The sequence below is a fragment of the Streptomyces pilosus genome, assembly GCF_014649835.1.
In the GTDB taxonomy this organism is placed as follows: domain Bacteria; phylum Actinomycetota; class Actinomycetes; order Streptomycetales; family Streptomycetaceae; genus Streptomyces; species Streptomyces pilosus.
On the sequence record NZ_BMTU01000006.1, the window covers coordinates 146,705 to 166,506 of the forward strand.

Here is a 19,802-nt window from a genome sequence, read left to right on the forward strand (position 1 = left end):
CCCCGGCCCCGGACAGGGGTGGGGCCCCCTCCGCCCGCGGCCGGTGTGCTCGCGCGGGCGGAGGGGAGTCGCGGCTCAGCCGTCGAGTCGGACGACCCGGACGGCTCCGGCCGGGACCGCGAGACGGCCCGCGGCGCGTTCACCGGTCAGCAGCTCGGTGCCGGACGTGTCCAGCGGCACCTTGGCGTCGGTGGCGGTGTGGTTGATCGCGAACAGGAAGGTGCCCGACTCGCCTGTGCGGCGCACCACTTCTACGTCGCGGGGCAGGTCGGCGCGCGGGGCGACGCCGGCGTCCTCGGCGGCCCGGCCGAGGAGCGCGGCGAGGCCCTCGGCGCCGAGGCGGGTGGAGACGTACCAGGCGGTGCCCTCACCGAGGCGGTGCCGGGTGACGGCGGGACGGCCGGCGGTGAGCCCGTCGGTGTAGGTCCACACGGTCTCGGCGCCCCGCGGCACCACGAACTCCGTCCAGACGTCGGCGTCGAGTTCCGCGCCGCCGGGGCCGGTGAGGCGGACGCGCTCGCCCCGCAGCAGCGGGGAGAACTCCTCGACGGTCAGTCCGAGCACGTCGCGCAGGGCGCCCGGGCAGGGGCCCTCGTGCACGGCGTCGTACTGGTCGACGATGCCGGAGAAGTACGACACGACGAGGGTGCCGCCGCCCTCGACGTACTCCCGGAGGTTGTCCCCCGCCGCCTCCGTCATCAGGTAGAGGGCCGGTACGACGACAAGGGGATATCTCGACAAGTCGGCTTCGGGGTGGGCGAAGTCGACGGTGAGGTGGTGGTCGTAGAGGGCCTCGTAGTAGGCGTCGGCGCGCTCCCGGGCGTCGTGGTCCTCGCTGGGACGCCAGTCGAGGTTCTGCGCCCACCAGGACTGCCAGTCCCACAGCACGGCCACGTCGGCCTCGGTGCGGGTGCCGCGGACCGGCGCCAGCGCGCCGACGGCGGCGCCGAGTTGGGTCACCTCGCGGAAGACGCGGGTCCCGGTGCCGCCGTGCGGCAGCATCGCGGAGTGGAACTTCTCGGCGCCGCGCCGGGACTGGCGCCACTGGAAGAACATCGCGCCGTCGGAGCCGCGGGCCACGTGGGCGAGGGAGTTGCGGGCCATCTGCCCGGGGGCCTTCGCGGGGTTGCGGGGCTGCCAGTTGACGCCCGAGGTGGAGTGTTCGAGGAGCAGCCAGGGGGCGCCGTCGCCGACGGAGCGGGTGAGGTCGGCGGCCATGGCGAGGTTGACGTGGGTGCGGCGGCCGTCGGTGATCAGGTAGTGGTCGTTGGTGACGAGGTCCACCTCCCGGCCCCAGGCCCAGTAGTCGACGGAGTCGCACTGGCTGAGGGCGGTCATGAAGTTCGTGGTCACCGGGACGCCGGGCGTGAGGCGGTGCAGGATGTCCCGCTCGGCGGTGAAGTTCTCGCGCATGGTGGCGTCGGCGAACCGCCGGTAGTCCAGGGCCTGGGCCGGATTGCCGACCGTGGGCGTCGTGCGCGGCGGGTTGATCTCCTCGAACGAGGCGTAGCGCTGGCCCCAGAAGGCCGTGCCCCAGGCCTCGTTGACGGCCTCGACGGTGCCGTACGCGGTCGCCAGCCAGCGGCGGAAGTGCGCGGCGCAGGAGTCGCAGTAGCAGGCGGAGACGGGGACGCCGTACTCGTTGTGGACGTGCCACATGGCGAGCGCGGGGTGGTCGCCGTAGCGTTCGGCGAGCCGGGTGGTGATGTTCGCGGCGGCGGCCCGGTAGTCGGCGTTGCTGTGGCAGATGGCGCCGCGGGAGCCGAACTCCAGGCGTACGCCGTCCGCGGTGACGGGCAGCGCGCCGGGGTGGGCGCGGTAGAACCAGGCGGGGGGCACCACGGTGGGCGTGCCCAGGTCGACGCGGATGCCGCCCGCGTGCAGCAGGTCCAGGCTGCGGTCGAGCCAGCCGAAGTCGTACACGCCGGGCGAGGGTTCCAGCAGGGCCCAGGAGAAGATACCGGCGCTCACCATGGTGACGCCGGCCTCCCGCATCAGCCGGACGTCCTCGTCCCAGACGGTCTCCGGCCACTGCTCGGGGTTGTAGTCCCCACCGAAGGCGAGCCCGGTGAGGCCCCTGGGGGTGGTCTCCGGCATGGATTCTCTCCCGACGAGTCGAAGTTCTCTGAGACGTTCTGAGAACGTGCACACACATTCTCGGCGACGTGAACCCAACATAACCGCACAGCAACAACCATTGACAAGTGTCCGATGTGTTTCTCTACTGTGAACGCTCACAGAAGCATGGCTGGTCTTCGCATCGGGCGGAGGCCCCAGGTCAGGGGAGAGATCCATGCCGTACACGAAGCACCGTCGCCTCGTGGGTACCGCCGTCGCCGTCACGCTCGGCGCCTCCGCACTCGCCGCCTGCGGCTCGTCGTCCGACGACGACGGCGAGGCCCGGTCGGGTCCGGTCTCACTGACGTACTGGACCTGGACTCCCGGCATGGACAAGGTCGTGGACCTGTGGAACAAGGGGCCGGGCAAGAAGGAGCAGATCACCGTCACGGTGAAGAAGCAGGCGTCCGGCGACACACTGGTGACCAAGATCCTCACCGCCCACAAGGCCGGCAAGGCGCCCGACCTGGTGCAGGCGGAGTACCAGGCACTGCCCACCCTGGTCAGCAATGACGCGCTCGCCGACATCGGCGACGCGGTGGGCGACGCGAAGAGCAGGTTCGCCGAGGGCGTCTGGCAGCAGACGACGCTGGGCACCGACGCCGTCTACGCGGTCCCCCAGGACATCGGGCCGATGATGTTCTACTACCGCGAGGACCTGTTCAAGGAGTACGGCCTCACCGTCCCGGCCACCTGGGACGAGTTCGCCGAGACCGCCCGCAAGCTGAAGAAGGCGGCGCCGGACAAGGACCTGACCACCTTCTCCGCCAACGACTCCGGACTGTTCGCGGGCCTCGCCCAGCAGGCCGGCGCCCGGTGGTGGACCACCTCCGGTGACCGGTGGAAGGTCGGCATCGACGACGAAGCGACGAAGAAGGTCGCCGAGTTCTGGGGCGGCCTGGTCGCCGAGGGCGCCGTCGACAACCAGCCGATGTACACCCCGGCCTGGAACAAGGCGCTCAACACCGGCAAGCAGATAGCGTGGGTGAGCGCGGTGTGGGCGCCCGGCACGCTGACCACGGCGGCGCCCGACACCAAGGGCAAGTGGGCGATGGCCCCGCTCCCCCAGTGGACCGGTGGCGAGAGCAGCACCGGCAGCTGGGGCGGCTCCTCCACCGCCGTGACGACGGACTCCGCGAACAAGGACGCGGCCGCGAAGTTCGCCGCCTGGCTGAACACCGACGGCGAGGCGCTCAACGCGCTGGCGAAGGAGAGCGGCATCTACCCGGCCTCCACCTCGGCCCAGCTCAGCGGCGCCTTCACCAACCCGCCGGAGTACTTCGCCAACCAGCCCGACTTCTACGACAAGGCCGCCGACATCGCGAAGACCACCGCGCCGTCCGCCTGGGGGCCGAACGTCAACGTCGCCTACACGACGTTCAAGGACGCCTTCGGTGCCGCCGCGAAGAACAAGTCGGACTTCACCGCCGCCCTGGACGCCATGCAGCGGGACACGGTCGCCGACCTGAAGAAGCAGGGCTTCGGAGTCGCGGAGTGAGCTCCCCCGCCCGCTGGACGCCGCACGGGGCCGGCCGGGCCCCGCACGGCCGTCCCTCTCCCCCCGCTCGCAGGAGGGCGCGCGGCGCCCCGTACCTCTTCCTGGTCCCGGCGGCCCTCCTGTTCCTGCTCTTCTTCGCGCTGCCCATCGGGTACGCCGTCTGGCTCAGCTTCCGCAAGGTACGGGTGTCCGGCCTGGGGCTCGGCGCCGGCGCCCGCGAGGAGGTGTGGGCAGGACTGGAGAACTACACCGGTGCCCTCTCCGACAGCGAACTGCTGAACGGCGCGCTGCGCGTGCTCGGTTACGGCGGCATCGTGGTGCCGGTGATGCTGGGCCTGGCCCTGCTGTTCGCGCTGATGCTGGACTCCGAGCGGGTCCGGCTCGCGCCGTTCACCCGGCTCGCGATCTTCCTGCCGTACGCCGTTCCCGGTGTGGTGGCGGCCCTGCTGTGGGGCTTCCTGTACCTGCCGGACGTGAGCCCCTTCTTCTTCGTGCTGGACCGGCTGGGGCTGCCGCAGCCGGACCTGCTGGACGGCGGCCCGCTGTACCTGGCGCTGTCGAACATCGCGGTCTGGGGCGGCACCGGCTTCAACATGATCGTCATCTACACCGCGCTGCGGGCGATCCCCGCCGAGGTGTACGAGGCGGCCCGGCTGGACGGCGCGGGGCCGCTGCAGATCGCGCTGCGGATCAAGATCCCGATGGTGGCGCCCTCGCTGGTGCTCACCTTCTTCTTCTCGATCATCGCGACGCTCCAGGTGTTCAGCGAACCCACCACCCTCAAGCCGCTCACCAACTCCGTGTCCACCACCTGGAGTCCGCTGATGAAGGTGTACCAGGACGCCTTCGGCAACGGCGACATCCACGCGGCCGCCGCCCAGGCGACCATCATCGCGCTCGTCACCCTCGTGCTGTCCTTCGGGTTCCTGCGGGCCGCGAGCCGGCGCACCAAGCAGGAGGCCGCACGATGAGTACCCTCGCCCCGACCGGGGCCCCGCCTGCGGCCGGTACCTCACGGGGGCCGGGACGCCGCCGCCGGATCGCGCTGGTCCCCACCGTGACCCTGCTGCTGGGCGCGCTGTACTGCCTGCTGCCGGTGGCCTGGGTGGTCATCGCGTCCACCAAGTCGGGCTCGGAGCTGTTCTCCACCTTCACCTTCTGGCCCGGCACCGGTTTCGCGGAGAACCTCTCCGACCTCGGCGCCTACCGCGACGGCGTCTACTGGCAGTGGATGGGCAACTCCGCCCTGTACGCGGGCCTGGGCGCGCTGCTGTCGACGTGCGTGTCGGCGGTCAGCGGCTACGCGCTGGCGACCTACCGGTTCCGGGGCCGCGAGGCGCTGTTCAACGTGCTGCTCGCGGGTGTGCTGATGCCTCCGGTGATCCTCGCCGTCCCCCAGTACCTGCTGCTGGCACAGGCGGACCTCACCGACTCCCACCTGTCCGTGCTGCTGCCGCAGATCCTCTCCCCGTACGGGGTCTACCTCGCGCGGATCTACGCCGCGGCCGCGGTGCCGGCGGACGTGGTGGAGGCCGGGCGGATGGACGGCGCGGGCGAGTGGCGCATCTTCACACGGGTGGCGCTGCCGATGATGCTGCCCGGTCTGGTGACGGTCTTCCTCTTCCAGTTCGTGGCGATCTGGAACAACTTCCTGCTGCCGTACATCATGCTCAGCGACGACGAGAAGTTCCCGATCACGCTCGGTCTGTACACGCTGCTCGAGCAGGGCGCCAGCACCCCGGCGCTGTACACCCTGGTGATCACGGGTGCCTTCCTCGCGGTGTTCCCGCTGGTGGCGCTCTTCCTGGTCATCCAGCGGTTCTGGAGCCTGGATCTGCTGTCCGGGGCCGTAAAGTCATGACCATGGGCAACACGGGGGGCAGGCGCAAGCCGCCGACGATCCACGACGTGGCGCGTGAGGCCGGTGTCTCGCGCGGCACCGTCTCGCGGGTGCTCAACGGCGGCCACTACGTCAGCCCCACCGCGGCGGAGGCGGTCAACGCCGCGATCCGCAGGACCGGTTACGTCGTCAACCGGCACGCCCGCTCGCTGATCACCGGCCGCTCCGACTCGGTGGGCTTCCTGCTCACCGAACCCCAGGAGCGGTTCTTCGAGGACCCCAACTTCAACGTCCTGCTGCGTGGTTGCACGCAGGCGCTGGCCGCGCACGACATCCCGCTGCTGCTGATGCTGGCGGGGACGGTCGACGAACGGCGGCGCATCACGCGGTACATCACCGCGGGGCACGTGGACGGCGTGCTGCTGGTGTCCAGCCATTCCGGTGACCCGGTGGCCGAGGAGCTGCGGGCGGCCGGTGTGCCGCTGGTCGCGTGCGGCAAGCCGATCGGGCTGGGCTCGAAGGTGAGCTACGTGGCCGCTGACGACCGGGACGGCGCGCGGGACATGGTGCGGCACCTGCTGGCCCTGGGCCGGCGCCGGATCGGCGTGGTGACCGGCCCGCAGGACACCCCCGGCGGTGTGGAGCGCCTCGCCGGCTACCGGGAGGTGCTCGCGGAGGCGGGCGTGGAGTGCGACGAGCGGCTGGTCGTCTCCGGCGACTACAGCAGGGCCAGCGGTGAGGCGGGCGCCAAGCGGCTGCTGGCGCGGGCCCCGGACGTGGACGCCGTGTTCGTCGCCTCCGACCTGATGGCGCAGGGGGTGCTCACCGCGCTGCACCGGGCGGGGCGCCGGGTGCCTCAGGACGTCGCGGTCGGCGGTTTCGACGATTCGCCCGCGGCCGTCGCGGCGAGCCCGGAGCTGACCACGATCCGCCAGCCGTGGGACCGCATCAGCGCGGAGATGGTGCGGGTGCTGCTGGCCCAGATAGGCGGTGAGGACCCGGCGGCGGTGATCCTGCCGACGGAGCTGGTGAAGCGGGACTCGACGTGACGGGTCCCCGTCCGCGACCTGCGCGTACGGGCCACTCCACCCCCGTTCATTGAATCTCGAACGAGTGTTACCGTGCGGGTATGGGAGCGACGGCGGACGGTGCGCGGCTCGAGGAGCGGTGGCGTGACATCCTCGCGGTGCACGCCCGCACCCTGGGCGAGATCGACCGTGCGCTGACCCCGTACGGCATCGGCGCGTCGGACTTCGAGGTCCTGGACCTGCTCGCGGCCGGGACGCCCCGGGAGGACGGACAGTGCCGGGTGCAGGACCTGACCGGCCGGGTCCATCTCAGCCAGAGCGCGCTGTCCCGTCTCATCGCCCGGCTGGAGCGGGACGGCCTGGTCGAGCGCGCGGCGTGCCCGGAGGACCGGCGCGGCGTGTACGTGGGGCTCACGCCCCGGGGACGCGCCCGGCACGCCGAGGCGCTGCCGGTGCAGCGTGCGGCCCTGGCCCGCGCCCTGGGCGGCTGAGCGGCCTCCCGCCTCGCACCGTGCCCGGCCGGCGACCGCAACGCGGTCGGTCGCACGCGTGGCGACGGGATGCGGCGCGACTCCTCGCGTGTGCATGGTGGAGTGGTCGCGGCCGGAACCGTGCGGGAGCGCGCCCGGCCGACGCCCTGCCACGCCGTCTCGCCCTGGCGGCGTCCCCGCTCGGTTCGTCGGGTGCCCGGCGCCTGAGGCGACCACCGGCCGGCCCCGCTCCCTTTCCGCACAGGCAGGTGATCCCCGTGAACGACTCGGCTCGGCAGCCGTCGTCACCGGCTTCGGTGCGGCCCCCTCCACCGTCGCGCCGCACGCGGCTCGTGCCCTGCTGTGTCCGACGGTGTCCGAGGGCTTCGTCTCCGCCGACGGCGTGCTGATGCCCTCCCCCGACGCCGACAGCCGTCCGGTCTTCTCCGGCCCGGTACCGGGAACGCGTCCGACGGGCCGGACGAGGGCCCGGGCAGGGCGGCGGTTCGGCGCCGCGTGGGTCCCCGCCGGCATCGTCGCGGGCGGCGGCTCCACCGTCGTCGCGGGACTCGTGCACTGATCACGCCGGCGCAGGCATCCCCCGCGATGTGAGGCCCTAGGAATCGCCATGTCGTACGACAACCTGGTCATCGTCCTCGCGATCGCGGCGGGAGTCCCGTTCCTCCTGGCCCTGGCACCGCGGCTTCCCCTGCCGGGCCCCGTCCTGGAGATTCTGGCCGGCGTCGTCCTCGGCCCGGCTGTGCTCGATTGGGTGCAGCCGGACGCGACGGTGCGGACGTTGTCGGTCATCGGACTGAGTTTCCTGCTGTTCCTCGCCGGACTCGAGATCGACATCCAGCATCTGCACGGCCCACCGGCGAGACTCATCGCGATCGGTCTGGCCGGCACCGTCGTGCTGGCCGGGATCACGGGCTGGGTGTTCGACGTCGCCGGCCTGGTCGAGAGTCCCCTGCTCATCGGCACCGCGCTGGTCGCCACGTCCCTCGGGCTGCTGGTCCCCCTCCTGAAGGACTCCGGCGCCGTCGACCGGCCCGTGGGACAACTCACCATCGGTGGCGCCTCAGCGGGAGAGATCTGCGCCGTGGTGCTGCTGTCGCTGTTCTTCTCCGAACATTCCTCCAGTCCTGCCTCCCGGCTGCTCCTGCTGCTCGGGCTCGCCTGCATGACCGCGCTCATCGTGGTCACGTCCCTGCGGGCGGGGCGGTCCATGTGGCTGTCCCGGACGGTCACGAGGCTGGCGGACACGAGCGCTCAGGTGCGCGTACGTCTGTCGATGCTCCTCGTCGTCGGTCTGTCCGCGGTCGCCATGCACCTGGGATTCGAGGCCATCCTGGGAGCCTTCGTCGCGGGCGCCGTGCTGCGGCTCGTCGACCCGGACGCCGAGAGGGCCCATCCCCGGTTCCACGTCAAGCTCGACGGGATCGGCCACGGCTTCCTGGTCCCCGTCTTCTTCGTGACCAGCGGCCTGCAGTTCGACCTGGAGGCCCTGTTCGCGGACGCCGCGACCCTGCTGCGGGTGCCGATCTTCCTGGCCGCGCTCCTCGTGGTGCGGGGACTGCCCGCGCTGGTCTACCGCAGGGCGGGGCTCACGCGTCCGGAGATCGTGGCCAGCGGACTCCTGCAGGCCACGTCCCTCCCCATGATCGTGGCCGCGACCACCATCGGCGTGCGGCTGGACGCCATCCAGCCCGCCAACGCGGCCGCGCTGGTCGCGGCGGGCCTGCTGTCCGTGATCGTGTATCCGCCGGCGGCGCTCTCCCTGCTCAACCGGTCACGTCCACCGGCGCGTTCGGGTCCCGAGAGCGGTGCCGGGCGATGACCCGGCCGACACCGGCGGAGAGGTGTCAGGAGCGCCGCCCGAGATGCTGCGCCGGGCGATGTCCTGGAGGATGGAGACGGCCGACCCCGGTGGATTGGGGGAACGACATGTCCGTTGTTTCGCGCGGATTCCGAGGCCGTGCGCGGGACGCCCGGCACACCTTGCCTCCAGGACAGTACGAGACCCATGGCTTCCCGGTTCTCTCCGCGGGGCCCACCCCCAGGGTCGACCTCGACGAGTGGGAGTTCACCGTCACGACCGAGACCGGTGACCGGTACAGCTGGGACTGGGCTCAACTGATGGCGCTGCCTTCTCGGACGCCCACCGTCGATCTTCACTGCGTCACCAAGTGGTCGAAGTTCGACACGGTGTGGGAGGGCGTCTCCCTGGACGTCCTCCTGGAGGACGTGGAGACCGCCGCCGATCACGCGCTCGTCCGGTCGTACGGCGACTACACCACCAACCTGCCCCTGGAGGACCTCCTCGACGGGCAGGCGTGGATCGCGTACCGCTTCGACGGCGAGGCGCTCGACCCCGAGCACGGCGGGCCGGCCAGGCTGCTGGTCCCCCACCTCTACTTCTGGAAGTCCGCCAAGTGGGTGCGCGGCATCCATCTGCTCGGCGAGGACGAACCGGGCTTCTGGGAGAGCGTCGGCTACCACAACTATGGGGACCCATGGCGCGAGCAGCGGTACCAAGGCGACTAGGCGACCGGCTGAGCTGGAAGACGGCCCGCCTCACCGACCGTCGCGAGGAGTCCTCGGCCGCGCGCACGCTCGGCTTCGAGGTGCCCGGCTGGCCGGGACACCTGGCGGGGCAGCACGTCGATGTGCGGCTCACGGCCGAGGACGGTTACAGCACGCAGCGCAGCTACTCGGTGGCGTCGGCGCCCGACGGGGAGCGCGTCGAGCTGACGGTGCAGCGCGTGGACGACGGCGAGGTCTCGCCGTACCTCACGGACGAACTCGCCGTGGGGGACGTGGTGGAGGTGCGAGGACCGGTCGGAGGCTGGTTCGTGTGGCGGCCCGAGCAGACGGAGCCGGTCTATCTCCTGGCCGGCGGCTCCGGTCTGGTGCCGCTGATGGCGATGATCCGCGTGCGCCGTACCGTCGGCAGCAGGGCTCCCTTCCGGCTGCTGTACTCCGTGCGCAGTCCCGAACACCAGTTCTTCGAATCCGAGCTCAGGCTGGATTCCTCGGGTCTTGACAGGACCTACCTGTACAGCCGGTCCACCCCAGCCGGCTGGCCCCGGCCCGCAGGGCGCTTCACCGCCGCCGACCTCGCGGCCGCCGGGTGGCCACCGGACTTCGAACCCACGTGTTACGTGTGCGGGTCCACCGGTTTCGTCGAGCGGGCCGCCGGCCTGCTGGTCGCCGTCGGGCACCACCCGAACCGGATCCGCACCGAACGCTTCGGATGAGGAGGAGCTGAATTCTCATGGCACCACCCGCATTTCTCGACGGGAACGCGGCAGCCGGCGACCTCGAGCTCGCCTTCGGGACCGACATGACGATGGCTTCGGGAAGATGCGCCGGCTGCGGCGAACAGATGATGCTCGCGCAGACCCACGCCTATCTCGGCGGCCCCGGAACGGTGCTGCGCTGTCCGGTGTGCGGGAGCGTTCTGCTGCGCCTCGTGCGTTCTCCCGGGCAGACCTGGCTCGACGCCGGCGGACTGGGCCATCTCAGGATTCCGGCACCGGCGTAGGGACTCCCCGGCGTGGAGAGTTCCACACCGGGGAGTGCTCTCCTCCCTCAGCGGCCAGGAGCCCGCTGTGTCACCTCCTGGAGCACCCAGCCGTTGCCGTCCGGGTCGCTGAAGGTGGCGAAGGAACCGTAGGACGCCCGCTCGGGATGCGGACCGGCCAGCCGCTCCTGTTCCTGACCACCGTCGTGAACGATGTCTCCGGCTTCGTGGCCGTGGTAGAGGAGGCCGCCGGCGTCGTGGAACACCTCACTGACGTCGATTCCGCGGCCGGCGAGGTCCGCGCGGGCCTCCTCGATGTCGGGGACGACGAGGTACAGCCCCTGGGCCGAGCCGGGCTCGGCGGCCGTGAGCCCCGTACCGAACATGACCGAGCATTCCGACCGGGGCGGCGTGAAGTGCACGGCACGCCACTTCTCACTGACGGGACGATCGAGGTCCAGGCGGAACCCCAGCGCCTCGTAGAAGGCCTTGGCCCGGTCCACGTCCGAGACGGGCAGCACGACGACTTCGAGTTTCAGATCCATTGAGGGACCTTCTTCCAAGCGGTGATTCCACCGGCTGCGTGAGGAACTCACGCGACACGGATGACCGTCTTGCCGCCCGTTCCCCTCTTGGCGCGGAACGCCTCGGGGGCGCGCTCCAGAGGATGGACGGCGCCGACCGACGGGCTGAGACGGCCCCTGCGGTGCCTGCCGATGATGTCCAGGAGGTGATGCCGGTCGGGTTCGACGATGAAGTACAGGGCGCGGCCGTTCTCGGGCTGTACGGGCGGGGGCTGAGCGATGGTCACCAGCGTGGCCCCTGCGCGGAGGACGGCGATCGACCGTGCGAGAACCCCGCCTCCGACGGCGTCGAAGACGAGATCGACGCTGCCGACCGCACGCTCCCACCCGGGCTCCCCGAGATCGAGGAAGTCCTCCGCACCGAGTTCCAGCACCTGCTCCCGGTTTCTCGTGCGCCCCGTCCCGATCACGCGTGCCCCGGCCTCGCGGGCCAGTTGCGTCGCGGCCGTTCCCACTCCTCCTGCCGCTCCGTGCACCAGGACGCTCTGTCCGGACTGCAGACCTCCGTGGACGAAGAGGCCCTGCCAGGCGGTGAGGCCGGGCATCGGCAGAGCCGCTGCCCGCACGTGGTCGATTCCCGCCGGCAGGGGCGCGAGATTCCGCGCCTCCACCGCCACGTACTCGGCCAGAGTGCCGTCCCGGCTCCAGTCGGTGAGCCCGACGACACGCTGTCCGACGGAGAGCCCGGTGGTTCCGACCGCGAGGTCGGCCACCTCACCCGACACCTCGTGTCCCGGGATGACGGGTGCGCGGTCCCTGCCGCCGCGATCGAGCCAGGTGGCGGGCCAGGTCAGCTCGTCCGGGGTGAAGGAGGCCGCGTGGACCCTGACGACCACGTCGCCCTCACCGGCAAAGGGATACGGTGCGTCCTCCACGACCAGGCCGTCCACTGCCGCGTCACGGTCGTGAGCTCGAGTCGCCCTCATCGTCCTTCCCCTCCGGAAGGAGGTCACCCCCTACCGTTCCAGGATGACCGCGCGAGGCCCGCACGGCCAATCGGAGCGGGGGCCCACCTGGGCCCGGCATCCATCAGGCGTCCCGTGCGCCCATGGAGGAAGATGGAGAAGCGCTGCCGCGACGTCGAACGAGTTCCCTCGTCACGCAGTGGCCGTTCCCGTCCGCGCGTCGCTCAGCGGCCGACAGCCGACTCGAGAACGGGAGCAGGCATGAACGGCAGCTCGCGCGTCTACGACGTGGTGGTTCTGGGCGCCGGCCCAGCGGGAGAGAACCTGGCCGACCGCACGAGCGCAGCCGGGCTCACCTCGGTCATCGTGGAGAACGAACTGCTCGGCGGGGAGTGCTCGTTCTGGGCCTGTGAGCCGAGCAAGGCACTTCTGCGCCCGGCGCTGGCCCGTGCCGACGCCCTTCGGGTACCGGGCCTGAGGCGAGCGGCGGACGCCCCGCTGGACGTCCCGGCGGTCTTCGCCCACCGCGACAGGATGGCTTTCCACTGGAAGGACGACGACCAGGCCGACTGGCTGGACTCCATCTCCGTGGACCTGGTGCGAGGGCACGGCCGGCTGGACGGCCCGCGCCGGGTCGTGGTCGGCACCGCGGACGGTGACACCCTGAGCCTGACGGCCCGGCACGCCGTCGGTGTGTCCACCGGCACCCGCACGGCCCTCCCCGGCCTGCCGGGACTCGATCAGGTCCGCCCCTGGACGAACCGTGAGGCGACCTCCGCCCGGCAGGTGCCCGACCGGCTCGCCGTGGTCGGCGGCGGGGTGGTGGCCGTCGAGATGGCAACGGCCTACCGGGCCCTCGGATCACAGGTGACGATGCTCGTCCGGGGGCACAGGGGACTGCTCAACCGGATGGAACCGTTCGCCGGGGACATGGTGACGGACGCCCTGCGGGCAGCGGGCGTCGATGTGCGCTTCGGCACCTCGGTGACCGGCGTCGCCCGGGAAGCCGGTCCGGGCGGGACCGTACGCGTCGAGACGGACGAAGGAGAGGCACTGGTCGCCGACGAGATCCTCTTCGCGACCGGCCGTGCGCCGCGCACGGGGGACATCGGCCTGGAGACGCTCGGGCTGACCCCCGGCGACTGGCTCACCGTGGACGACTCCTACCGGGTGACCGGCGTGCCCGGCGGGTGGCTCTACGCGGTCGGCGACGTGAACCACCGGGCGTTGATGACGCATCAGGGCAAGTACCAGGCGCGCATCGCCGGGGGCGTGATCGGAGCACGTGCCGAGGGACGGGAGCTCGACGACGGGATGTGGGGCGCCCACGCCTCGACCGCCGACAGCGCCGCCGTACCTCAGGTCGTCTTCACCGAGCCGGAGGTGGCCGCGGTGGGGCTGACGTCGCAGGACGCCGAGCGCTCCGGGCGGCGGGTCCGCGTGGTGGACTACGACATCGGCCGCGTCGCCGGTGCCGTCCAGTACGCCGACGGTTACCGGGGAAAGGCGCGGGTGCTCATCGACGCCGAACGCGGCACGGTCGTCGGTGCGACCTTCGTGGGTCCCGGGACGCAGGAGCTGCTGTATTCGGCGACCGTCGCGATCGCCGGAGAGATCCCCGTGGAGCGGCTCTGGCACGCCGTCCCCGCGTTCCCGACCATCAGCGAGGTGTGGCTGCGCGTCCTCGAGACGTACCGGGACAGCGGTGGCACCCTGATCTGAGCCACGTCCGGTGCCCACCTGCCGGCGCGGCCGGCGCGGCGCTACTCGCCCCGCCAGATGTTGTCGAAGGCCGCCTGCTCGCTCGCCCGGCGTTGCCGTTCCCCGGCCAGCTCCGTCACCGCCCCGTGGACGCCGGCGAGCACGGTGCTCTGCTCGTCCGTCAGTCCGGCGTACGAGGTGGTGTGCGCGTCGGCGACGCCTGTCGCGGACAGGAGGCCGGCCAGCACCGGCCCGGCAGCCGTCTCCCCGGCCGCACGGTGACGGGGCGGAGGATCCGCGGGCGCCGTACGGGCTCGGCGGAACGGGTTGCGCCGGGTACGGGCGGGCGTCAGCAGTCCCTCCGCCTCGAGCGCGGTCCGATACCGCGCGGCGAGGTGACGGCCGCGTCGCCACAGCCAGTCCCGCACGGTCTCGCCGGGTTCCTCCCGGACGAGCAGCGATGCGGCTTCCCGCAGCAGCGGGTCGCCGGTCTCGGGCGGCGCGCCGGGGACGATCCGGTCGTCGTCGAGGGTGACGGCGCGCAGTGCGACGAGGTCGATCAACTCGGCGCCCGCGAGCGCGAGCGAGAGGTCCCCCTGTTCCGGGACGGGGGTGGCGTCCGGGGCGGCGGCGAGGATCGAGAGGTCCCTGGCAGTGGTCATGAGCGGCTCCAAGTCTCTTCCCACGATAAGTGCGGTGCGGGGGCCGGTGCCGTGCGGGCACGCTCGCCGTGGACCGGCCCGTGCAGACTCTGCGGGTCCTTCCCCCCGACGGTACGGTGAAGGAGCGCCCCGAAAGGTTCCACCGCGGAGGCTGCCCGTGCTCACCTGGGCTTTCCGGTTTCAGCTGCGGCAGTACGTCAGAGCCAGTCTCTGGATCATGCCGGTGCTCGGCCTCGTCGTCGGAGTGCTACTGGGCGAAGTCGCCCTGGGCGTGGACGGGATGACGGGTGTGCCCGCGGGCTGGCGGTACACCGCGATGACGGCGACCGGCGTCCTCACCGCCATCGTGGGCGCGATGGTCGCCCTGCTGGGGTTCGTCGTCACCATCGGGGTCCTCGTGGTCCAGCAGGCCACCGGGACGCTGTCTCCGCGCTACATGCGCCTGTGGTACCGCAACCGGTTGCAGAAGGCCGTCCTGGCGACCTTCGCCGGCACCTTCGCCTTCTCGTTCACCCTGCTGCGGAGGATCGACAGCGGCTCGGTGCCCGACCTCGGCGTCACACTTGCCGGGCTGGCCGTCGCGGTGAGCCTGACGATGCTGCTGATCTACCTGAACCGCTTCACCCACGACCTGCGCCCCGTGGCGATCGCCGACCTGGTCCGCCGGACGGGCCTGCGGGTGCTCCACGAGTCCATGCCGAGGAGACGGGGTCCCGTGCTCCTCGACGATCGGGCCCACCGGCCCGATGGTGCCCCGACCGCCGTCGTGCGGTCGGAGAGCGGAGGAGCCGTTCAGGCGCTGGACGTGTCGGGACTCCACAAGGCAGCCGTGCGGCACGGCTGCGTGCTGGTGGTGGTCCCCCTCGTGGGGGACTTCGTCCCGCCCGGGGCGGTTCTGATCGAGGCGCACGGAAGGGCTCTCGCCCCTTCCGAGGCACGACGGCTGGCCGGCCTGGTGGCGCTGGGGGCGGAGCGGACCATCGACCAGGATCCCGCCTTCGCCCTGCGCATCCTCGTCGACATCGCCGTCCGAGCCCTCTCCACCGCCGTCAACGACCCGACCACGGCCGTTCAGGTCCTCAACCACATCGATGCCTTCCTGCACACGGTCGGGCGGGCGGAGCTGCGCGGCCGTCATGTGCTGGGCGAGGAACGGGGCGAGCCACGCCTGGTCCTGCCGGGACGCGGCTGGGCCGAGTACCTGGAGCTGGGCGTCACGGAGATCCGCGAGTACGGGACGGGCTCGCTCCAGGTGTGCCGCCGGCTGCGCGCCGTCCTGGAAGGCCTGCTGGCCGCCCTGCCCCAGGAACGGCGAGGCTCGGTGCGCGGCGAGCTCGCCCTGCTGGAGGCGGCCGTGGAACGGGAGTACCCGGAACCGCTGCGCCGTGCCGCGGCACGGGCCGCCGACCGGCAGGGCATCGGCGGCGGGACGTGAGCCCCGGCGCACACCCGCGGACGATGGAGGGAGACTCGCGCCACCCCCGTACACCGACCACCGGAGGGCGCAGTGGAGGACGAGAGGACGATCCCCGCGGACCAGGGCGGTGTGCTGGCCGCCCTCGGCTGTGCCACGCTCGTCGACGCGATGGGGCGCGTACACGGCCATCGGGCGCACATCCTCCCGATGGCGAGCCCGGATCCGGGAAGACCTCTGTTCGGCCTCGCGGCCACCATCGCGTACATGCCGTGGAGGGACAACCTGGAACAGTCGTCCAGGACCTTCGCCGACTTCTACTACTCCGCCCTCGGGAGCACTCCTTCGGGGAAGGTGCTCGTGCTGTCGAGCGGCGGCTTTCCCGAGGCGTCCCACGGCGGAGGGACCAAGCTCTCCCGCGCCGCCCACCACGGGCTCGCCGGTGTCCTCGCGGACGGGCGTCTGCGGGACTTCGGCCAGTTGCGCGCGTACCCCTTCCCGACCTGGTGCCGGGGAGAGGCCACGCGCTGGGGCGGCGACACGGTGATGCCGTTCATGGCGGACGTCGCCGTGGAGTTCGGCGGGGTGTGTGTGACACCCGGGGACTACGCCTTCGCCGACGCGTCCGGCGCGGTCATCATCCCCGCGCGGAGCCTGGAGCGCGTGCTGGACGCGGCACGCCGAATCGAGGCCGAGGAGGACCGGGCGGCACGGGACATCCGGCGGGAGGAGTACCCCGGGGCGTGATCCGGTGACGGCACCCGGCCGTCACCGGATCCCCAGGGGTGTGCGGTGGTCGCCGGCGCCGCGGGGCGCCGCCCGCCGGAGCGTGCCCGGCCCGGGCCGACCCCTGGTGCCCGGGACGGGTCACGGGCGGGCCAGCAGGGTGCGTACTCCCTCCGAGGTGAGCGTGAGCCGGTGCTCGGAGCTGCCGTCGATGGTCAGCGACAGGTCGTCGGCCGGCCACTGGGCGGCCAGCGCCCCGAGCGGGACCAGGCGGTAGCGGGAGACGAACGGCAGCAGGCCCGCCATCTCCAGCTCGGAGGTGAACACGGGCACCACCTGGTCGCCGCCCGGCTGCTCCAGCACGGGCAGGGCCACGGCGCCCGGGTCGGCGGCCTCCTCGTCGCCCGCGTCGTCGGGCACCGGGATCAGTACGTCGCTGTTCGCGAGGGCGTCCAGCGCGGCCGTGTCCTCGGTGTTCTCGGACAGGGTGTCCAGGGCCCGCTGGGCGGGCGTGGGGGCGTTGTTCTCGTGCGCGGGTGTTTCCATGACAGATTCCCTGTTCGCGGCGGTCGTGCGGACCGCCCGGGACATGACCGGCCCCGGGCACAGTGCTGGACGCGTACCCGATCGGATGTCGCGCAACCCTGCGAATCCCCGTGCCGCGACGGCCGGCCGGAAGCCCCTCGGGGCCCCCGCGGGACCGCCCGACCGGCATGGCTATCATATGAGCACCCTCTAGCTCGAAAGATGATCCTGTGACTGTCAACGAAGACTCGTTCACCAACTGGAAGCACCGCGAGGAGATCGCGGAGTCGATGATCCCGATCATCGGGAAGCTGCACCGCGAGCGGGACGTGACCGTCCTGCTGCACAGCCGCTCCTTGGTGAACAAGTCGGTGGTCAGCATCCTCAAGACCCACCGCTTCGCCCGGCAGATCGCCGGTGAGGAGCTCTCGGTCACCGAGACGCTGCCCTTCCTCCAGGCGCTCACCGCCCTCGACCTGGGTCCGTCCCAGATCGACATCGGTCTGCTCGCCGAGGCCTACCGGGCCGACGACCGGGGCCAGTCGGTGGCCGAGTTCACCGCGGAGGCCGTCGCCGGGGCCACCGGCGAGAACAAGATCGACCGCCGTGAGCCGCGCGACGTCGTCCTCTACGGCTTCGGCCGCATCGGCCGGCTGCTGGCCCGGCTGCTGATCGAGAAGTCGGGTTCCGGCAACGGACTGCGGCTGCGCGCCATCGTGGTCCGCCGGGGCGGCGAGCAGGACATCGTCAAGCGGGCCTCGCTGCTGCGCCGGGACTCCGTGCACGGCCAGTTCCAGGGCACGATCACCGTCGACGAGGCGAACAGCACGATCGTCGCCAACGGCAACACCGTCAAGGTCATCTACGCGAACGACCCGACGGAGATCGACTACACGGCGTACGGCATCAAGAACGCCATCCTGATCGACAACACCGGCAAGTGGCGCGACCGCGAAGGGCTGTCGCTGCACCTGCGTCCCGGTGTCGACAAGGTGGTGCTGACCGCGCCGGGCAAGGGCGACGTGCCCAACATCGTGCACGGCGTCAACCACGACACCCTCAAGCCGGACGAGCAGATCCTGTCCTGCGCGTCCTGCACCACCAACGCGATCGTGCCGCCGCTGAAGGCGATGGCGGACGAGTACGGGGTGCTGCGCGGACACGTGGAGACGGTCCACTCGTTCACCAACGACCAGAACCTGCTGGACAATTACCACAAGTCGGAGCGCCGCGGCCGTTCCGCGCCGCTGAACATGGTGATCACCGAGACGGGTGCGGCCTCGGCCGTGGCCAAGGCGCTGCCCGACCTCGACGCCACCATCACCGGCAGTTCGATCCGGGTCCCCGTGCCGGACGTGTCGATCGCCATCCTCAACCTCCAGCTGGCCCGCGCGACCGACCGCGAGGAGGTGCTCGACTACCTGCGCAACGTGTCGCTGACCTCGCCGCTGAAGCGCCAGATCGACTTCATCAGCGCGCCCGACGCGGTCTCCAGCGACTTCATCGGCTCGCGGCACGCCTCGATCGTGGACGCCGGTGCGCTGAAGGTCGAGGGCGACAACGCCATCCTGTACCTCTGGTACGACAACGAGTTCGGCTACTCCTGCCAGGTCGTCCGGGTCGTCCAGTACGTCTCGGGCGTGGAGTACCCGACGTACCCGGCCCCCCAGGCCTGATCACGGGAGTCAGCCGCCGCTCGGCGCGGCGACGGGGCGGGGCCGGTGAGATGTCCGGCCCCGCCCGGGTCTGCCCGTCCGACCGGCGGTAAGGGCCAGATCGATAACGATCGCCCCGTCCGGCTTGCCGGGGCACCCGCAGTTCCTAGTCTTCGCACATGTCCCTCTTCAGCAGTCGCACCAGCAGACGTCCCCGCATCTCCCCCGCCCTCGACGACGCCGAACTCGCGCGCGTCCTGGGGAAGCTGAGCAAGCGGAGCGGCAGCGGCAAGCCGGCCGACGTGGCGCTGGTCGCCGCCCTGCTGGAGGAGACCGGGGACGACTGGGACCGCCGCAGCCACCGGATGGCCGTACTGGCGGAGGCGACGGCGGACACCGGGGTGGCGGCCGCCTGGCTGACCAGGGAGCCGGACAGCGCCGACGCCCTGGTGTTCCACGCCAGGTCCGGGCTGGCGCGCGGGCTGCGGGACGGGCGCCTGGAGGACGCCGGGGAACTGGTCTCCCAGTGCCGCAGGGCCTCCGAACTGAACCCCGAGGACCCCCTGCCGTGGGTGGTCCTGCTCGGTGTGTCACGGGTCGAGCGGTACGGCCGCAACGACGTCAACGCCGTCTGGCGGGAGGCCACCGGACGCGACCGGTGGCACCGTGAGGCGTACCTGCAGATGCTCGCGTACCTGTCGCCCGAGGAGGGCGGCTCCAGCGCGTCCGTGCTCGACTTCGTCGACGTGGTGCGCACCCGTATCCCGGCCAACGCGCCGTGCGCGGCGGTGGAGCTCACCGCCGCCGTCCGCCAGTACCAGGGACTGCTGGCGCAGGGCGGTGTGCGGGCCATGACGGCCGGTCAGCTGTGGGAGGGCGGACAGGTCGCCGCCGCGCTGGAGCAGGCCGCCGCGCTGTGGGCGAAGCCGGGCTTCTTCCAGCACGCGGCGGCGCAGGCCGATCTGAACGTACTGGCGTACGCCCTGTGCGCGGCGGGACGTGCCGCCGACGCGCATCCCGTCTTCCAGACGCTGCAGGGCACGGTCACGCCCTGGCCGTGGAACGGCGACGGACCCGCCGTCCAGCGGTTCGAGCAGCATCAGGACAAGGCGGAACGGGGACGGCAGGGCGGCGTCGGCGGGGCGTGACG

Annotated in this window: 20 protein-coding genes; 15 read left to right on the top strand and 5 right to left on the bottom strand. The window is 71.7% G+C overall.

The genetic code is table 11. The features are described 5' to 3' along the window. Window positions 1-75: 75 nt before the first annotated feature. A complete protein-coding gene (locus tag IE118_RS17225; RefSeq protein ID WP_189558805.1) occupies window positions 76-2,097 on the bottom strand; it encodes a beta-galactosidase in 2,022 nt (673 codons plus the stop codon). 196 nt (window positions 2,098-2,293) lie between these two features. Here IE118_RS17225 and IE118_RS17230 point away from each other — a divergent pair, with 196 nt between their 5' ends. The 10 genes from IE118_RS17230 to IE118_RS17275 all read left to right on the top strand — a co-directional run bounded on the left by IE118_RS17230 (window position 2,294) and on the right by IE118_RS17275 (window position 10,501). After that, window positions 2,294-3,616: an extracellular solute-binding protein gene (locus IE118_RS17230; RefSeq protein ID WP_189558806.1), complete on the top strand. Its 1,323-nt coding sequence runs from the start codon at window positions 2,294-2,296 to the stop codon at window positions 3,614-3,616. Between the two features lie 101 nt (window positions 3,617-3,717). Next, window positions 3,718-4,587: a carbohydrate ABC transporter permease gene (locus IE118_RS17235; RefSeq protein WP_189559111.1), complete on the top strand. Its 870-nt coding sequence runs from the start codon at window positions 3,718-3,720 to the stop codon at window positions 4,585-4,587. Continuing rightward, window positions 4,584-5,477: a carbohydrate ABC transporter permease gene (locus IE118_RS17240; protein ID WP_189558807.1), complete on the top strand. Its 894-nt coding sequence runs from the start codon at window positions 4,584-4,586 to the stop codon at window positions 5,475-5,477. Before IE118_RS17235 ends, IE118_RS17240 begins: the two co-directional genes overlap by 4 nt. Continuing rightward, entirely contained in the window at window positions 5,474-6,505 is a 1,032-nt protein-coding gene (locus tag IE118_RS17245; protein WP_189558808.1) for a LacI family DNA-binding transcriptional regulator, read from the top strand. The genes IE118_RS17240 and IE118_RS17245 overlap by 4 nt, the downstream gene beginning before the upstream one ends. An 80-nt stretch (window positions 6,506-6,585) precedes the next feature. Continuing rightward, window positions 6,586-6,975, top strand: a complete 390-nt coding sequence (locus IE118_RS17250; RefSeq protein WP_189558809.1) for a MarR family winged helix-turn-helix transcriptional regulator — start codon at window positions 6,586-6,588, stop codon at window positions 6,973-6,975. A 352-nt stretch (window positions 6,976-7,327) separates the two neighbouring features. Further along, window positions 7,328-7,534, top strand: a complete 207-nt coding sequence (locus tag IE118_RS17255; RefSeq protein WP_189558810.1) for a hypothetical protein — start codon at window positions 7,328-7,330, stop codon at window positions 7,532-7,534. A gap of 48 nt (window positions 7,535-7,582) precedes the next feature. Further along, window positions 7,583-8,794 (top strand): cation:proton antiporter, encoded by a 1,212-nt coding sequence (locus IE118_RS17260; RefSeq protein WP_189558811.1) that lies wholly within the window; start codon window positions 7,583-7,585, stop codon window positions 8,792-8,794. A gap of 107 nt (window positions 8,795-8,901) precedes the next feature. After that, on the top strand, window positions 8,902-9,501 hold the full coding sequence (locus IE118_RS17265; RefSeq protein ID WP_189558812.1) for a sulfite oxidase-like oxidoreductase: 600 nt from the start codon (window positions 8,902-8,904) through the stop codon (window positions 9,499-9,501). After that, a complete protein-coding gene (locus IE118_RS17270) occupies window positions 9,471-10,214 on the top strand; it encodes a ferredoxin reductase (RefSeq protein WP_189558813.1) in 744 nt (247 codons plus the stop codon). The genes IE118_RS17265 and IE118_RS17270 overlap by 31 nt, the downstream gene beginning before the upstream one ends. Window positions 10,215-10,231: 17 nt before the next feature. Further along, window positions 10,232-10,501 carry a DUF6510 family protein gene (locus tag IE118_RS17275; RefSeq protein WP_189558814.1) on the top strand — a complete coding sequence of 90 codons (270 nt, stop codon included), beginning with the start codon at window positions 10,232-10,234 and terminating at the stop codon, window positions 10,499-10,501. Window positions 10,502-10,548: 47 nt separating this feature from the next. Here the strand turns inward: IE118_RS17275 and IE118_RS17280 are convergent, their stop codons facing one another. Beyond that, entirely contained in the window at window positions 10,549-11,025 is a 477-nt protein-coding gene (locus IE118_RS17280) for a VOC family protein (protein ID WP_189558815.1), read from the bottom strand. 47 nt (window positions 11,026-11,072) lie between these two features. Continuing rightward, window positions 11,073-11,990, bottom strand: coding sequence for an NADP-dependent oxidoreductase (locus IE118_RS17285; protein WP_189558816.1), 918 nt, complete (start codon window positions 11,988-11,990; stop codon window positions 11,073-11,075). A 240-nt stretch (window positions 11,991-12,230) separates the two neighbouring features. Between IE118_RS17285 and IE118_RS17290 the strand changes: the two genes are divergently transcribed. Continuing rightward, complete coding sequence (locus IE118_RS17290; RefSeq protein WP_189558817.1) at window positions 12,231-13,691, top strand: dihydrolipoyl dehydrogenase family protein; 1,461 nt, start codon at window positions 12,231-12,233, stop codon at window positions 13,689-13,691. Window positions 13,692-13,732: 41 nt separating this feature from the next. Here the strand turns inward: IE118_RS17290 and IE118_RS17295 are convergent, their stop codons facing one another. Next, window positions 13,733-14,332: a GOLPH3/VPS74 family protein gene (locus tag IE118_RS17295; protein ID WP_189558818.1), complete on the bottom strand. Its 600-nt coding sequence runs from the start codon at window positions 14,330-14,332 to the stop codon at window positions 13,733-13,735. Window positions 14,333-14,489: 157 nt separating this feature from the next. Here IE118_RS17295 and IE118_RS17300 point away from each other — a divergent pair, with 157 nt between their 5' ends. Beyond that, window positions 14,490-15,767, top strand: coding sequence for a DUF2254 domain-containing protein (locus IE118_RS17300; RefSeq protein ID WP_268248951.1), 1,278 nt, complete (start codon window positions 14,490-14,492; stop codon window positions 15,765-15,767). A gap of 72 nt (window positions 15,768-15,839) precedes the next feature. Further along, window positions 15,840-16,493 (top strand): RraA family protein, encoded by a 654-nt coding sequence (locus tag IE118_RS17305; RefSeq protein WP_229846841.1) that lies wholly within the window; start codon window positions 15,840-15,842, stop codon window positions 16,491-16,493. Between the two features lie 120 nt (window positions 16,494-16,613). On the opposite strand, the gene IE118_RS17310 is transcribed toward IE118_RS17305, so the two are convergent. After that, window positions 16,614-17,018 (bottom strand): SseB family protein, encoded by a 405-nt coding sequence (locus IE118_RS17310; RefSeq protein WP_189558820.1) that lies wholly within the window; start codon window positions 17,016-17,018, stop codon window positions 16,614-16,616. Window positions 17,019-17,227: 209 nt separating this feature from the next. On the opposite strand from IE118_RS17310, the gene IE118_RS17315 reads away from it, so the two are divergent. Beyond that, entirely contained in the window at window positions 17,228-18,673 is a 1,446-nt protein-coding gene (locus IE118_RS17315; RefSeq protein WP_189558821.1) for a glyceraldehyde-3-phosphate dehydrogenase, read from the top strand. Between the two features lie 158 nt (window positions 18,674-18,831). After that, window positions 18,832-19,800: a hypothetical protein gene (locus IE118_RS17320; RefSeq protein WP_189558822.1), complete on the top strand. Its 969-nt coding sequence runs from the start codon at window positions 18,832-18,834 to the stop codon at window positions 19,798-19,800. The last annotated feature ends 2 nt before the right edge of the window (window positions 19,801-19,802 follow it).

Coding starts and splice junctions, on each gene's coding strand:
- IE118_RS17290 (WP_189558817.1), top strand. CDS start 12,231: ATGAACGGCAGCTCGCGCGTCTACGACGTGGTGGTTCTGGGCGCCGGC.
- IE118_RS17265 (WP_189558812.1), top strand. CDS start 8,902: ATGTCCGTTGTTTCGCGCGGATTCCGAGGCCGTGCGCGGGACGCCCGG.
- IE118_RS17245 (WP_189558808.1), top strand. CDS start 5,474: ATGACCATGGGCAACACGGGGGGCAGGCGCAAGCCGCCGACGATCCAC.
- IE118_RS17275 (WP_189558814.1), top strand. CDS start 10,232: ATGGCACCACCCGCATTTCTCGACGGGAACGCGGCAGCCGGCGACCTC.
- IE118_RS17285 (WP_189558816.1), bottom strand. CDS start 11,990: ATGAGGGCGACTCGAGCTCACGACCGTGACGCGGCAGTGGACGGCCTG.
- IE118_RS17240 (WP_189558807.1), top strand. CDS start 4,584: ATGAGTACCCTCGCCCCGACCGGGGCCCCGCCTGCGGCCGGTACCTCA.
- IE118_RS17260 (WP_189558811.1), top strand. CDS start 7,583: ATGTCGTACGACAACCTGGTCATCGTCCTCGCGATCGCGGCGGGAGTC.
- IE118_RS17225 (WP_189558805.1), bottom strand. CDS start 2,097: ATGCCGGAGACCACCCCCAGGGGCCTCACCGGGCTCGCCTTCGGTGGG.
- IE118_RS17310 (WP_189558820.1), bottom strand. CDS start 17,018: ATGGAAACACCCGCGCACGAGAACAACGCCCCCACGCCCGCCCAGCGG.
- IE118_RS17270 (WP_189558813.1), top strand. CDS start 9,471: ATGGCGCGAGCAGCGGTACCAAGGCGACTAGGCGACCGGCTGAGCTGG.
- IE118_RS17230 (WP_189558806.1), top strand. CDS start 2,294: ATGCCGTACACGAAGCACCGTCGCCTCGTGGGTACCGCCGTCGCCGTC.
- IE118_RS17320 (WP_189558822.1), top strand. CDS start 18,832: ATGTCCCTCTTCAGCAGTCGCACCAGCAGACGTCCCCGCATCTCCCCC.
- IE118_RS17295 (WP_189558818.1), bottom strand. CDS start 14,332: ATGACCACTGCCAGGGACCTCTCGATCCTCGCCGCCGCCCCGGACGCC.
- IE118_RS17280 (WP_189558815.1), bottom strand. CDS start 11,025: ATGGATCTGAAACTCGAAGTCGTCGTGCTGCCCGTCTCGGACGTGGAC.
- IE118_RS17250 (WP_189558809.1), top strand. CDS start 6,586: ATGGGAGCGACGGCGGACGGTGCGCGGCTCGAGGAGCGGTGGCGTGAC.